The organism is Clostridiales bacterium FE2011, assembly GCA_017569305.1.
Lineage (GTDB): Bacteria > Bacillota > Clostridia > Christensenellales > Aristaeellaceae > Aristaeella.
Genome location: CP069418.1, coordinates 2,393,422 through 2,407,577, shown reverse-complemented (window position 1 = coordinate 2,407,577; position 14,156 = coordinate 2,393,422). Strand labels below are relative to the sequence as shown.

12 protein-coding genes and 1 riboswitch are annotated in these 14,156 nt (G+C 40.4%); of the genes, 3 read left to right on the top strand and 9 right to left on the bottom strand.

Annotation, left to right across the window (positions count from 1 at the left end):
- Position 1 precedes the first annotated feature (1 nt).
- The 4 genes from dndE to JRC49_10895 are packed head-to-tail and all read right to left on the bottom strand — an operon-like array spanning position 2 to position 4,869.
- Positions 2 to 385 (bottom strand): DNA sulfur modification protein DndE, encoded by a 384-nt coding sequence (dndE, locus tag JRC49_10910; protein QTE70308.1) that lies wholly within the window; start codon positions 383 to 385, stop codon positions 2 to 4.
- Positions 382 to 2,364 carry a DNA sulfur modification protein DndD gene (dndD, locus tag JRC49_10905; GenBank protein ID QTE70307.1) on the bottom strand — a complete coding sequence of 661 codons (1,983 nt, stop codon included), beginning with the start codon at positions 2,362 to 2,364 and terminating at the stop codon, positions 382 to 384. Before dndD ends, dndE begins: the two co-directional genes overlap by 4 nt.
- Positions 2,361 to 3,839 (bottom strand): DNA phosphorothioation system sulfurtransferase DndC, encoded by a 1,479-nt coding sequence (dndC, locus tag JRC49_10900; protein ID QTE70306.1) that lies wholly within the window; start codon positions 3,837 to 3,839, stop codon positions 2,361 to 2,363. The genes dndD and dndC overlap by 4 nt, the downstream gene beginning before the upstream one ends.
- Before the next feature lie 16 nt (positions 3,840 to 3,855).
- Positions 3,856 to 4,869: a DNA sulfur modification protein DndB gene (locus JRC49_10895; GenBank protein ID QTE70305.1), complete on the bottom strand. Its 1,014-nt coding sequence runs from the start codon at positions 4,867 to 4,869 to the stop codon at positions 3,856 to 3,858.
- A gap of 135 nt (positions 4,870 to 5,004) precedes the next feature.
- Here JRC49_10895 and JRC49_10890 point away from each other — a divergent pair, with 135 nt between their 5' ends.
- The 3 genes from JRC49_10890 to JRC49_10880 all read left to right on the top strand — a co-directional run bounded on the left by JRC49_10890 (position 5,005) and on the right by JRC49_10880 (position 7,449).
- A complete protein-coding gene (locus JRC49_10890; GenBank protein QTE70304.1) occupies positions 5,005 to 5,343 on the top strand; it encodes a helix-turn-helix transcriptional regulator in 339 nt (112 codons plus the stop codon).
- 151 nt (positions 5,344 to 5,494) lie between these two features.
- Complete coding sequence (locus JRC49_10885; protein ID QTE70303.1) at positions 5,495 to 6,652, top strand: DUF262 domain-containing protein; 1,158 nt, start codon at positions 5,495 to 5,497, stop codon at positions 6,650 to 6,652.
- A complete protein-coding gene (locus JRC49_10880) occupies positions 6,652 to 7,449 on the top strand; it encodes a hypothetical protein (protein ID QTE70302.1) in 798 nt (265 codons plus the stop codon). The genes JRC49_10885 and JRC49_10880 overlap by 1 nt, the downstream gene beginning before the upstream one ends.
- Before the next feature lie 113 nt (positions 7,450 to 7,562).
- Here JRC49_10880 and JRC49_10875 read toward each other — a convergent pair whose 3' ends face one another.
- The 5 genes from JRC49_10875 to JRC49_10855 form a co-directional block, all read right to left on the bottom strand.
- On the bottom strand, positions 7,563 to 9,110 hold the full coding sequence (locus JRC49_10875) for an HD domain-containing protein (protein QTE72865.1): 1,548 nt from the start codon (positions 9,108 to 9,110) through the stop codon (positions 7,563 to 7,565).
- A 272-nt stretch (positions 9,111 to 9,382) separates the two neighbouring features.
- Positions 9,383 to 9,471, bottom strand: a riboswitch (SAM riboswitch).
- Between the two features lie 181 nt (positions 9,472 to 9,652).
- Positions 9,653 to 11,374, bottom strand: coding sequence for a hypothetical protein (locus JRC49_10870; protein QTE70301.1), 1,722 nt, complete (start codon positions 11,372 to 11,374; stop codon positions 9,653 to 9,655).
- A gap of 222 nt (positions 11,375 to 11,596) precedes the next feature.
- Entirely contained in the window at positions 11,597 to 11,968 is a 372-nt protein-coding gene (locus JRC49_10865; GenBank protein QTE70300.1) for a hypothetical protein, read from the bottom strand.
- Positions 11,965 to 13,149 (bottom strand): hypothetical protein, encoded by a 1,185-nt coding sequence (locus JRC49_10860; protein QTE70299.1) that lies wholly within the window; start codon positions 13,147 to 13,149, stop codon positions 11,965 to 11,967. The genes JRC49_10865 and JRC49_10860 overlap by 4 nt, the downstream gene beginning before the upstream one ends.
- A complete protein-coding gene (locus tag JRC49_10855) occupies positions 13,149 to 14,045 on the bottom strand; it encodes a hypothetical protein (protein ID QTE70298.1) in 897 nt (298 codons plus the stop codon). The genes JRC49_10860 and JRC49_10855 overlap by 1 nt, the downstream gene beginning before the upstream one ends.
- Positions 14,046 to 14,156 lie beyond the last annotated feature (111 nt).

The window sequence follows — 14,156 nt, the reverse complement described above, 5'->3', positions numbered from 1 at the left end:
GTCAATCCTCCATATGTATAAGATTCAAAACACCAAAGATATCTTTCGGCCCATTTTTGCTAGCCAGGAAATTAATACCCCTGTTCAGATGCAGACGGAAATAATGCTGGATCGCTTCCGGCGTATTTTCAATTTGATCCCTCCTACAACGTTCCAGGAACACAGCCTCATACAGATCACTATATTCCCCGCCAAAAGTCTGCCAGGACATTTCCACATTACTGTCCGAGGGAATCTCTGGACCATAGGGAACCGAACTGTCCGCAAGAGACACACACAGCGCCCAGCGACAGATCACATTCCAGTTCTTAATCCCGGTTTTACTCTTGATGCGGATCAGACGATCCCTTTCCTGGTTGGAAAGTTTCAACTGCTTCATGATCATCCTTCAATCCCTCCAAAGTAGCCTTTATGGATTGAGGTGCTCCGGGTTTCCTCGTTATATACCAGGGTGAAGACAGCGCGGATGTCTTCTTTCAACATGTCATAATAACGTCCGTTGACTTCTTCGTCTGTGGACAAAACAATAACCTGTTTGCCGGCATTGGGCAGATACCGCTCCACAAAGTTCGTCCTATGGTTCGAATCTAGCCGACCCAAGGGTGTATCAACAATGACCGGCATATCATAACCAGAAGACTGAGCCAGACCCCAGATGATGCTGATGGCAAACAACTGCTTCTCACCTGCACTCAACTGGTCCTTCCGCAGTTCCTTGTTGTTGTAATCGATCAAATGGATATCCAGCGTATTCGGATCGATCTGAATTCCCTGGATCATTCCTTGTTTCTGCATCATGAAAGTAAAGCAACGGTATACGTTTTCCTCCAGTTCCCTAGTCCGGTTGATCTGGATTTTTTTCCGGAAAGCCTCCATTACTTTAATCGTCTTCCCAGCATACTCGATCATCCGCTGGTTCTGGTCGCGTACCTGCCCTGAAGCCAGCTGTTTCTGATGCAGTCTCTCCCTGTTTTTTTCCAGGTTGGCGATCCGGCCTTCATTCCGTTCTATTTCTTCCTCAACAGACTTCCGCCGGACTTCCTTTTCAAGTTTTTCAGAGGAGAGCTTCTGCATCTTATTCCAGGTTTCACGGACATCCGTCTCGCTAGCCTCAAAGCTGAGCATCATTTCCAGGCTATCCAGCTCATTGCGGATGCTCTCGATCTCATCCTCGAGCAGGTCAATCTTTCTAACCTCCTCTTCCAGATGCAGCACCAAATTGCTCAAAAGCAGATAGGAAGAAGCTGACAGTGCATCGGTCTGTTCCGGCTGCGGATTCTGCATCATCTGATCTTTCATTTGTTGCAGAAAAATTGAGATCGTCTTGATCTCTTCAGCGCCATAACTCCCCTGTTTCAGCCTTTCAGCCAGAATATCCAGGGTCTTATCCATATAGGCAGAAGCTTTTTCCTTCTCAGCCCTAGAAGCCGAATCATACGCATCCATCAGGAGCCTGCGGCAAACCAAGAAGGGTGTCATGGACGATTCTACAAGTCCGGTTACCTGACTTTGCTTCAGGTTCAGATCATTATTCAGCGAATCACGGCGCTGTTCCATCTCTTCCTTTTTCAGGCCCAAATTGCCACCCTTAGCCCAGAATTCACTTTCCAGCGAAGCATACTGTTCTTCCGTGGTCCTGAGTTCACCCTTAAGGTCTGAAAGATCAACAGACAGCCGTTCATTCTCCCGGCGGATTTCCGACAGATCCAACTCAATCTTCTTTAATTCCTGCTCCGTCTCATTCTCCGGTGTTTTTTTATCCTGTTCATAAGCCAGAGATATGTATTTTTGCATATCTTCCGTCAGGGAATCAATGGTTGTCAGGCCCAGCAAACTCTGAATGGATTCTTTGACGCTCTCAAAGGTCTCATCGTCCGCAATCTGCGCTATCTTCTCATTGTCAAAAAAGAAAAACCGGCTAATATTCAGAGGCAGGATTTCCTCGACATAGTAATCCCAGTTCTCACTAAGCGTAGCATCCAGCACACCATGCCGGAAGACTTCAAAGATTTCCTGCACAGCGCCTTTCCTGTCCTGGCTCCAACGACGACTAATCACCAGTTCGTTGTCTTCCACACTGACATCGCCCAGTGTGATCCGGACCATGGTTTCATCATGAAGTGCGCTTTTATTGATATGATTCAGGAGATACTGACTGTATTTGATCCGTTCATCCTGCAGATACCGCAGAGCCCGGCGTCCATACAGTCCCAAGGTAATCGAGTCGAGGAAAGTTGTCTTTCCTCGGCCGTTCAGTCCGCCAATCAGGGTAACGTTTTTCTCCTGGTCGCCGACCGTAAAGTCGATTTCATGATGGCCGTAATACAGACCGAAATTCCGGAGTTCCACTTTTCTGATAATCATCCTTCAGTGTCCTCCGTATAGTCATCATTATCTTCAGCCTGTTCTTCCGCCGGCTTTATATCATTATGTTTTTCATAGAACTGGCATGCATCATCCTCATCCCGGAACATGTTCCGTTTCAGGATCTGCTCGATATCTGCGCGAATGCCGCGTCTTGTAGCTTTCATTGTATAGCTAGCTTCCAGATTCAGCCCGCTGCTGCACAAGCTCATCATGAGCTTCTCGTCCGGGAAAACTTCCCTGCAGGTTTCCTTAAGCAACTCCCATTCCTTCTCGCCAAAATAGCGATTCGGATGATTCACAGAATCCTGGAACTCTTTACCTGTGACTTCTTTATAAATTCTGGGTAGAGTATCATCAAACTCATTCTTTTCCGTCAGCCAAATCCTACGAATCTGCTGTAGTTCCTCATGTGTAATCAAGGGGTGCTCTTCCAGCTCTTTGGGCCCGTTCTCATTAACAAACTTCTCAACTTCAAGCAAACGGCGGAGAAAATGCTCCCTCGTTTCTTTTGTATATGGGCCGTGTACCAATCGGCCTTTGTGATAAGTCAACCGACCGTTCATTCTCCGGAAATCACGACGTTCTCGGTCTGTTTCGTTATCCGCAGCAATTTCATTGCGAAACTCAAGCAACGGCAACATCCAAGCTTTTTCTTCATCATTCTGAATCATCGCTGCCATGCTCTTATCTTCAGCCACCAGAGTGCAAACCCAACAACCCATTCTACTATTTCCGCAACTCGGAGTAGATGTATCCAAAACCAGCGGGCATTCACCATCTGCAGATGCTCCGCTATACATAGCTAACAATTCCTTATTGCTTTGTCCCCATGTATTCTCGTGGCTCATTAAATACTGCCATACATTGTTACTACTCCACTCCTCAATGGGACTAAATACATAACTATTCATATGACTGCCATCTGGAGAAAGGAATTCCCGAACCCGTTTCTTCTCATATTTCTCCATACGGGCCCCACGAGAAGCACTTTCAGATTTGCGCGTACCTAAAACCAATATTGCTTCTCCGGCACTATTTACCATAGCTTCAATGAAATTATTCGCTGGCTGTATCTTTAGGCGATTCGTACACCATCTCATAGTCGGTCGAGGATAAGGATATCCCCTTCCAATCAGATTCACCCAAAAAGTATCCCTAATCTGTGGCTTCAGTTGATGCACATGAATTGGAAGTCCGCTCTGCTCCGCTGTAGCTTCCATCTTCGCTAATGATCTCTTTTGCCAGGCAGCAACAACCGGACTTTCCACCAGCGTATCCGTGCTGATGATATGAACATCTTTCTTCAGTGCTTCTTTCGGAAGACCATTCAAGGCTTCCCAGACCAGTTGTACTGTCGCGGTAGAATCTTTACCACCCGAATATCCGCATACCCAAGGAATCGAATCCGACTGATAGAGGTCCTGGATTACCGTAATAACGTTTTTTATACTTTCCTGCGTTAAATTCGGCATACAGGCACCTCCTTCCTTATCTACTGATCAGGGAAATCAAGTGTTTTGTTAAGGCTTGCGTACTTGCACGTGTTCCGCTGACCTTATTATCGTTAACCAGCATACCCTGCCATTGTGGATTATCCCTCATCCAATTCACATTTGTCAAGGCGGACAGATCCTCAAAATCATGCCGTTTCGAATAGCAGAAGCACCCCGTCCGACCCAATGCAATCAACGTTACTGCTTGTGTACAAACCGTCTTTTTGCGGACCTCGCCAGCTTCTTCTGTACCATTCTGTACACAGGACCATTCCGGTATGATTTCATAAAGTTTATTCCAGAATGCTTTGGCCACATCAAAAGCATCATTGTTGCTTGACAAGGGCATACCATGCAATAATTCTGATGTAGCATTATAAATGGCACTCACAGTAAACAAGTTATCACTTCTAACCGGCACAGAAGCTTTTTCCGGCTCAACCGTTTTTCTAAAAACCGGTAATTCTCGAAACAGTTTACACACAATCCGAGCCATGGGATCTCGCTTGTCATACATAACATTCAGTGATTTTGTCGGTCTGATTACATGCCGATTCAAATCAGAAAACATTTGTTGACTTCTCTCAAGTCCGAAATCTCTAAACAAAACAACTGGGAGATGCTCATAGCGTAGTTTTTTGTTTTCTGCCATCGCATCTCTCAATGCCGATATTCTATGTTGTCCATCTATAATTGCCACTTTGCTTTCGTCAGAAATGCAGAGCACACCACATTTCGGTGTAGCGCATGAATCAAACTCATCAAATACAAGATTTCCATCCACACATAATGTTACTGCCGAAAAAACATAGCTATCTGAATTATCAAGAATATACTTTTTAATATCTGGAATGCGAGACTTATTCAGTTGCCGCTGAGCTCTTTTTTCTGCCGGTAACTTGGCATTTGTCATATCCAGAAACGCAATAAGCTGCCAGATAGAAATCATACAAGTATAATATGGGAGCCCCGCTTGTACGCCCTTAATAGCATTAATTCTATAAATCATTTATTCCTCCGTATCATACTTTGTATAATTATTATATCCATTTTATATTACTATGTCAAATTTGTGAAACTATACATTGTCTCATTCAAATGTTATACTACTCCTACAAAGTCAAATCATAGGAGGCACCTCATTTTGTTTCGCATTAAAGAGCTTAAAAAGGCGCTTGATAAGACCAACAAACAAATTGCTGTTGATTTAAATGTGTCACATCATGCCGTAAATAGCTGGACTTCTGGTTGTCGGACTCCACGTCTTGCACAGATTAAGTCGATAGAAAAAACATATGGACTAAATCCAGGTTGGCTTACTGGTGAGAATAATGATATGTATCCAAAGTGTGAATCTGATCATAAAAGGAACCAAATTATAGAAATAATGACCTGTCAATCCTCTTTTGCCATCAATACGATATACAAATTATCTGAAGCTTCTGAATCTGATTGGCAAATTTTAGAAAAATTTCTAAAATAAATTATCGCACAATACTTTATATGTTTTACCATGGAAATATAAAATAATAATGTATTGTTTTAACATAATAATTATATTATTATGGGCTTTATTTTTTTTATGAAAATATGTTATTATCAATTTAATTAATGTAAAGGCAGGACATAAACACATGGAAGATAAGATACTTACTATATCTGATGAAGAAATCGAATTCGAACAAGCCTTAGATGAGGAAATTGAAGACAACACCTTAATGGGTGATGATATCGCTGTTTTTTATAATACATATAACCTATCCACTTTAATGAAGTGGTGGAATAATAAGTTAGTAGTTCCCGATTTTCAGCGAGCTTATGTTTGGACTATAAAAAAAGCATCTGAATTTGTTGATTCTATTCTAAGAGGCTTCCCTATCCCTTCTATTTTTCTTTACGATGATAAAGAAAGCGCCCACTATTATATTGTTGACGGACACCAAAGATTACGCTCTCTATACTATTATATAGAAGAGAAAAAGTTTAATGGACGCGCTTTTAAATTAACCGGAAACATTCATCACAATTGGATTAATAAAACTTTTGATGAATTGGATTATGAAGACCAAGAACGTCTTAAAGATGTGCTGTTGAATATTACTGTTATGCGTCCTGTTGCTCCCGATCAGGATCAGTCATCTATGTATCTAGCTTTCCAACGTCTAAATACAGGTGGAGAAAAACTAAGTGCGCAAGAAATACGTATGGCAATATCCTATGGTTCATTTGCTAATTATCTACATAAAATTGCAAATGATACTCGATTTGATAAATGGAATTTTCTTAGAACAAAAGCTCAAAGAGATAATCATAATTTTTCAAGAATACAAGAACTAATTCTGAAATTTTTTGCATATTATTTTACATATCCACAAAAATTCACCGGGAATTCAACCCGTACCATGTTAGATAATTTTTTTTCACAACAAAAAGAATTTGATAATCCCAGGCGAAAAAAGCCAGGAATTGAATATCACTCAGAAGCAGAATTTGATACAGTATTCAATGCTGCTTTAGATATAGTTTTATCATTGAGTATAGAAGATTTATCTCCTAATACAAGGCCAACTCAAGCGTTTTTGGAATCTATTTGGGTAGGCTTGACATATAAAATACTACACGATCCAAAAGAGATAAATACAGATCGACTTTCAGCTTATATCAGAAATTGGAAAGCCACAATAGGAGAAGATCAATTCAACTATTTGTTTAGTCCTAGACGAGCCTCTTCTACTCAATCCGCTTATGAGCGTATAAGTGAAGGAATAAGATATTTTTCAGGTGAGTTCTAATGCATGTTATAGATAAATACATTAAGGACATTGAACCCAGAATACAAGAAATAATTGAAAAGTCTAATAATCTAGAAGGGGCAACATTGCAAACATCTTTAGCTGCATATGGATGGATCTTGCTCGATTCATGGATTGCCTGGCGTACTTTACGTTATCTGCTACGGTGTACATCAATAGATGATGCAGTTCAAAAAAGATGGGTTCAAACACCTAGTTCATATAGATCGGACAATCTAAGAGCTGCATGGAATTTTACGGATTCAGCAATAGATTATTTAGCTTCTGAAACAGACTCTGGTTCCTTTCAACACCTTATTGATTCCATCATTCAGCCTAAGCGAAACTCCAGTGCTCATTATAGCAAGATTGGCAACATCATAGGTACAGATATAAAAAAAATAAAAGATTGCTTTAAAGCTTTTTCTACTGTCTTTTTAGCTTATGAAATTGATAGTTTTATAAATAGGATCAAAACGATTCTATCAGAAAATGGTTATAAAAATTTTAACATAATATTAAATGACACGCCAATAACCAATATAAAAGATAATGTATCTGGTTTTGCTAAGCCAGGTACCTTAATCATATCTTGTACAAAAAGTGATGATGCCTACAATTATGAAATTAAATCTAATCAAGAGGGTTGCCAAGCACGAAAAGTTACAACACCAGATAGTGAATGGTACGATGTCTATAATGAAACAATACAACAATATTACTTATGGGATAATAAAGGCTTCTATTTAGACGCGAAGTTGTTTTGCGATACAGTTATGACATGCTGGAGCAAGTAAGTTATATGCAAAAAATAATATATATTTGTATATACTATTGAGAGAAACACAAAAATACTATACTGAAAAAATATTTAGTGTCTACAAGATAATGCTGATTCATTGAGTAGACGCTATTTGTTTTTTTCATCTTCCCATCCATCCGGATGCAGGATCTGTTCTATGATGTCAAATTCATTCAGATCGTCATACTCAATGCCTTCATCATTTTCTTCCGGGTTGATGGGTGATTCTTCGTTCATTTTTTCCCTGTTTTCACCGGTTGCCTCTGCGGAAATCTCACAACCAGGGATCCTGTCCTGGAGCCGGCAGATATAATCCACTGCCTGGGAACCACTGGATAATCTGCGCCAGTAATCGGTATCCAGGAGCAAATCATCCGTTTCAAATTCCCGGACTTGTGCCAGGAGCTGCAGGTCTCCCGGATTCATTGCACGATACAGGTCATGGCTTTCATCCAGGCGGTCGTCAAAAAGATTCCGTTCGTTGATTGCCTTCAGTTCTTCCTTATCCCTGCAGCGAAGAAGCGCTGATGTGCCCTGGTCTGACAGACAGTCGCTCACATATTCCTTGAGGTGCTTTGCATATTCCGGATCTTCCTTTCCGAAAGGCATATCATTCCAATATGCTGAGAAATAGGAGAACACTTCCAGTGCCGCTGTTTCACAGATCAGTTCTTCAGCCCAGGAGATCCCTTCTGTATCCTTGTTCAGGTGATCTATCAGACAGTGCATCATGAGATATCCCAGCTGATAAGCCACCTGGCACCAGTTTTTCCCGCTTTCCGCACAGAGATGAAGTGTATAGCCGTCTTCTGTCCGTCTCCAGGAAACATCATCAGAATCCGGATCATTAATAAACTGCATATGGACATCCGTAAAGCCTATATCTTCCGTGCGCAGGAAAGCATCCAGGGTTGCAGCCATCTTCTGGATTTCCTGGATGTCTTCATCCTCTGTCCGGTCAAAAATCAGAGCATCAAAATGCGTTCCTTCCGGCAATACGGAACGCAATTCATCCACAGCCTCCGAGAAAAAGAAGCGGATCGGCAGTTCACCTTCTGAATCCTCCGCCGTTTCGCCTTCTTCCGCCTCATTTTCTTCCAGCAGGTTTCCATCACCATCGTATATTTTGCTGAACAATCCGGCACACAGCTCAATATATTCCCTGTATTCCGGTGTCTCGCGCAGAGTTTCATCCTCACCAAAGGCATTGGCCAGTTCGCCATAATACATGCCCTGCATTACCGGATTTTTTTCATTGAACTTCTGCCACAGTTTCTCACCGATAACCTTATAGTCCCGGGTCATTGCTCGGATATTGGAAAGCTTGTCACCCAGAGCAAGCATCCTGATTTCCGTATCCGCCTCCCGGAGATGTTCTATGGTTTCTGTTTTCCGAATCAGCCAGGTTTCACCTTCCGGCCGTTCTTTCCGTTTGTCTTCACTTTCCACCGCCACAAGGTCAGCTACACGCTGACCGAAAGCTTCGACCAGTTCTTCTTTCGTTGTCTTTGTATCTTCCAGGGTATCGTGCAGAACAGCCGCCGCACGGAGTTCCTCGTCTTCCGTCATACGGGAAACGATCTCCATGGCTTCCATGACATGAGTGAAATAGGGAATTGAAGTTCCCTTTCTCACCTGTCCGGCGTGCTTCACCATTGCGAACTCAATTGCGCGATCAAGTAGTGTTGCCATCTGAACGATCCCTCCTTCTTTCCTTTCCGCAGCCCCAGGCCACGGTCATATCATATAACAAAGCGGGAATGATTTGGTCGCTTGCCGGGCGACATCCAACGCAGCGCATGAAACACCGAGAGATTTGGAACCATTCTGTTGTTTTCATCCATTTCCGTACTCTCCTTTCTGCCATGAAGAGCACGGAAAAGCCATCCTATCGTTCCCGACAGGATGGCTTCTATTCTTTTCCATTCACCCTATCGGTCAAGCTTTGGCACCTTACCGTTTCCGGCAGGTTGTCGTGCGGTCACAGGGCTTGTCCCTCGCGCACTCTTCATAGGCATTATTCAGTTTACGTAGATATTATTCTATGGTGGAGGTAGGAGTTCCTGCTAGGCGGGTCGAAGAAAAGGCATCGATTGATTCGTGAAAAGGAGACATATGACCATCTTCATTCTCCCTTGGACATTTTTATTCTCAGATTCCCTATCTTTTCAACATTGAACAATTTATAAATATCCATCTCATTTATTACTGTGATGATATATAACTATTTCTGCATCTTTCTTTACCCAATCACCTGGTTTATACTCTGTGCTACCATTAATCAACACTTTATCAACAATACCGTCTTTCAGAAAAAGGCCTATAACAACATCTTTCATTCCTTGTGTTTTGACATTTGTAAAACCTTTATACAAAAAACTCTTCTTAATATCCTCATAGTCCTGGCCTAGCAGGTCAGTCATCCTGTTCTCTAGCATAATATCTTGTTCCCCCGGGAAAAAAATGCTCTTACCTATCATCATCAAATCATTTTCATATGCTATTCTTTCAGTGTCCGGCTCTGCTAAAGATAATATATATTCATGTCCCTCAATGTCAAAAGAGCGCTGAACAATTCGATAAATCACATCTTTTTTCTTTCCAAGAAAAACTGAAAAATGGTCTTCATCTTGTAATTCAGAGGACACAGAAACTGTAACTGGATAATGTGTTTCATATTCTTCCCACTCGTTAGTGTATCCCGAACTGAAAACCATTAGTGTAACATCCTTATGCTGCGCATCATGAAACAACATATATTCTTCTGTTTTTTTATCTTCAACCCAATAAGAAGGGATAGAGATAACAGCATCGCCATATCGTATACTTATATTAGTCTTTTCATTAAATCCATTCCTATTTTGTCTACTAAACCGTTTATAGTTTATATCAATACGCGCATCTGCCTTGTACCAGATCCCAGATTTCATTTCATCTCCATTAATTGTTATCTTATCCAACCATCCTTCTGACGGAAACAAGCCAGTTGGATCCGCAGCAATCAATCGAATGTTTTTAAACCCCTCACGGCACAAAGCATCAACTGCATCGTAATATTGTTTATTCCGAAATTGTGATTCAGACAAAGTTGTCTTAATTTCACCAGGATGTGCTAGTTCAGAATTCAGGAAGTTTTTAATCCCAACAATCACAAACACCATCACAATCAAGGAAACTATCCCAATAATCACCCCAATTATGTGTTCAACAATAAAATCAAGAATTTTATCTTCAATTATGTCCCTCAGTGTAGGGCTATATGAAAAATTCGTTGTGTGATTCGAAGTACTATAACCACCCGAAAAACTAGAATTTCCAGAATAGCTTGAGCTATAACTTGAAGATTCTTTTTCGTCATCGTCATCGTCATCGTCATCGTCATCGTCATCGTCATCGTCATCGTCATCAGATATTGTATTTTCATGCATACATTCAGAGCAATACCAATAGGAATTATAATCAGAGAAACCTGATTGTTTATTTAACAAAGCGCCGCAATTCTTGCAATACCACATCCTGCCAGGATAGAGATCTCCTTGATATATATCCTCTTCTTTATCCTGTTCAGATAAACTTGAATAAGAACTATTCCAGGCTTCTTCCTCTTTATGCCTCTTATAGTCTTCTTCTGAATTATATATCTCACTTTCTGTAATTGGATTAACATGATAGCATTTAGTACACGTCCACGTACCGCAATAATCACTAAATCCATCTTGCTTATTCAATAAAGCTCCGCAAGAATCACAATACCACATTACCCCAGGAAACGAATCGCCTTCGTAAACATTATCGCCATATAATGTTTGGCCACATTGTTTACAAACCCAAGTATCGTCACTATCAGGATCAAAGCCATATTGATCATTTAATATCGCGTTGCAATTAGGACAAAAGTATTCATCCGATCCATGCTTCATGATCCGCTCTCCTTCATCCGTCAAATGCCCATACTTGGCCAAGAAGCAAATCTTTGGATTTCTTCGTTACATATCCCACACTGTTTATAGCCATTTGCTACCGCTTCATCCCGCGAGGCAAGCCCAACTTTATTCTTTTCACTCATTTTGTTCACAGAGTTACAGGTGTTCTTATGAAAACATGAGTGTTTTCCCTATGTATTTGTCTTTTGAACGAACCAATTATGTACCATCATTGATAATTGTCATAAAGAATTCTTTCACACTTTCATTTAGCAATTCCCACGACGGATTTTCTACGCCATGTACAAAAGTATATATTTTCGAATCATTCATAAAATATGGGTCACCATTACATGTGGCAAAAATCAATGATTTCTTATCAAGTCCATATTCTCCCAAATATGAATCTAATTCTTTATACGGAATCATATTCAAAGAATTCCCCTCGAAAGGCAATTCCACTTCCAGAGGATCATATTCTTGATACAATGATACAAAGCACTCTGGGATCCACTTGTCAATCTCTTCATTTTTCCCCCATTGGGGTTTCCCAATATTCTGTGCAAATTCATATAGAAGTTCCCAATTCATACAACAGTTCCCTCCACATAAATTGGCATGCTGTGCTCAAGACGGAAAAACTCAACTTTTCTGATAATTTCTTTACGACGATTATCTTTATTTTTTATATACCACACTTGACCAAAAGTCCAAAGCATCCCAAATATAATCAGACCAGGTTTTTTAAAGAAATAACCGACGACACTTGAAATAATCAGGCCCGCAAAAGATAATGCCATTACTGGTGCCAATTTCCGAATTGCCATCCGAGAAGACAGCCCAGATACCCTTAACCTCACATATGCAACCGTAAGGAGTATAGTTGATACTACTGCTCCTGAAATCGTCTGATTGAGCAATGCAATTTTAGCAATAGAAAGATTAAATCTATGAATAATTAAGTGTTTAACAATTGCATCAGTAAGCCTTTCTCCTGCAACTCGTCCAATTCCATATCCAACGAGAGAAAATGCCATTGAATTAACAGCCTGCTTTCCACCTCTGATGACAGCTTTTCGAATAGTTTTGAATGATACGCCTTCCAGCGCTAATGTTACCGCCGCACCCAAAGCAAAACCGGTTCCTGCGGCCATATAAACAACCATCTTTATATTTGCCAGTTCAGCTTTAATGTTATTCTTTTGGGTTGTGTTTTTTAACATCTGATCCTTATCTATAAACGGATCATCTGTCTCATTTTTCCAATCGCCATGATGGCCAATGTTCTTATGCAAATCTCGCGTCCGGAAAAACTTTATGTTATTCGGATTAGCCTGATGATTTGGATGAGCTGCTACATTTTTTTGATGATGACCTTCCGCCCCAACAACACCACCCAGTTTTTTATTTTCAACTCTATCTGGTAATTCTTTAATTTCTTCTTCAGTCCATCCGCCCTCTATAGAACCATGTCCACCCATCTTAACATCTTCAGCTTCGTACAGCCAAGCGAGCCTTACGCCAACATTTCTGGCTTTTGAACTAACTTTTGTCAAATCAAGGCCAGCCTGCATTTCCGTTGTTTTAGCATGGAGAAAATCAAGTCTTTGATTCAAGTAAGTATTATTACCTCGAACAGTCACTGTTGTTTGTGTCGAAAAATAATAACTCAAGCCTGAAGACATACCTAGAGTATTTAAGCCAGGCAATTTATAAGAGGCATTTAGTCCCTGTGATCTATTCTTCTTGAAATGAGCACTGATAGTAAGCACTACTTACTCTTCACTCCTTTCATCTGAATCATATGCAAAGTCAGATCATATTTTTGGTTTTCGTGAACAGCAGATAGAATATAATTGTACACATAAGAATAATATGCTAAGGTTTCCGGGAACAAATCACTATCTATGTATTGAGCTGCTAGATCCAATTCGCTATAAAAGCCGCTAATATCCGCTTCTTTTTTTGTATAATCAGCTTCCCTTTTATGGAATGCCACAAGTATGTTTCTATATGTTTCGACAGCCTTCTGATTAATCTTGATATTGTCTCTCATCCGCAAAGTTTGAGATCGTTCAGAAATCCTTTCAGAGATTTCTTTCATCATCTCATCATATTCTGTTTGTATTTCAGGCATATAATCGCGTTGTATTTTTTGATCATACTTTACAACTTCCTGACTAAGCTTCTCTAAATCTTCAAAGCAATTACAGCTATTCACTTTCTCAGAGCAATCTTTGATATTATTGAGAAGCATCTTATTATGGCTGATTATCTTATCTATGCTTGTATTCTCCGCAGCAGCTTGGGCTTCAAGTCTATTTTGCTCAACCTCTTTCAGTTTTTCTCTGCATTTTGTTACAAGTTCTATACTATCCTGATTTAAATGCATTAATAAAGCAAAAGAGGAACAAACATCACTCGCAAGCCCATAATAACCTTCTTTTGTCAGGATATCGTCTGCTTTCATCGCTGAATCACAAAGCCAATTGAAAAAGCGATTGAAAAACTCCTCGTTCTTCGGATCCTGATTCAGCAAATTAGATCCAATAACAACAGCATCGTCATTTCTCCTGGAAATAACGGCGTCCTCAAAAAGTTTATAATCTGGCTTGCTTTCTTCAATCATTGTTCCATTAATAACATCTTTTCTTTTTCCCCAAAGCATGCCTTTTCCTCCTCAGTATTCAGAATCTACTAAATGTACTACCATTAATCAGCACTTTATCAACAATAACATCTTTCAGAAAAAGACCTATAATGTTTTTGATTTTCACTC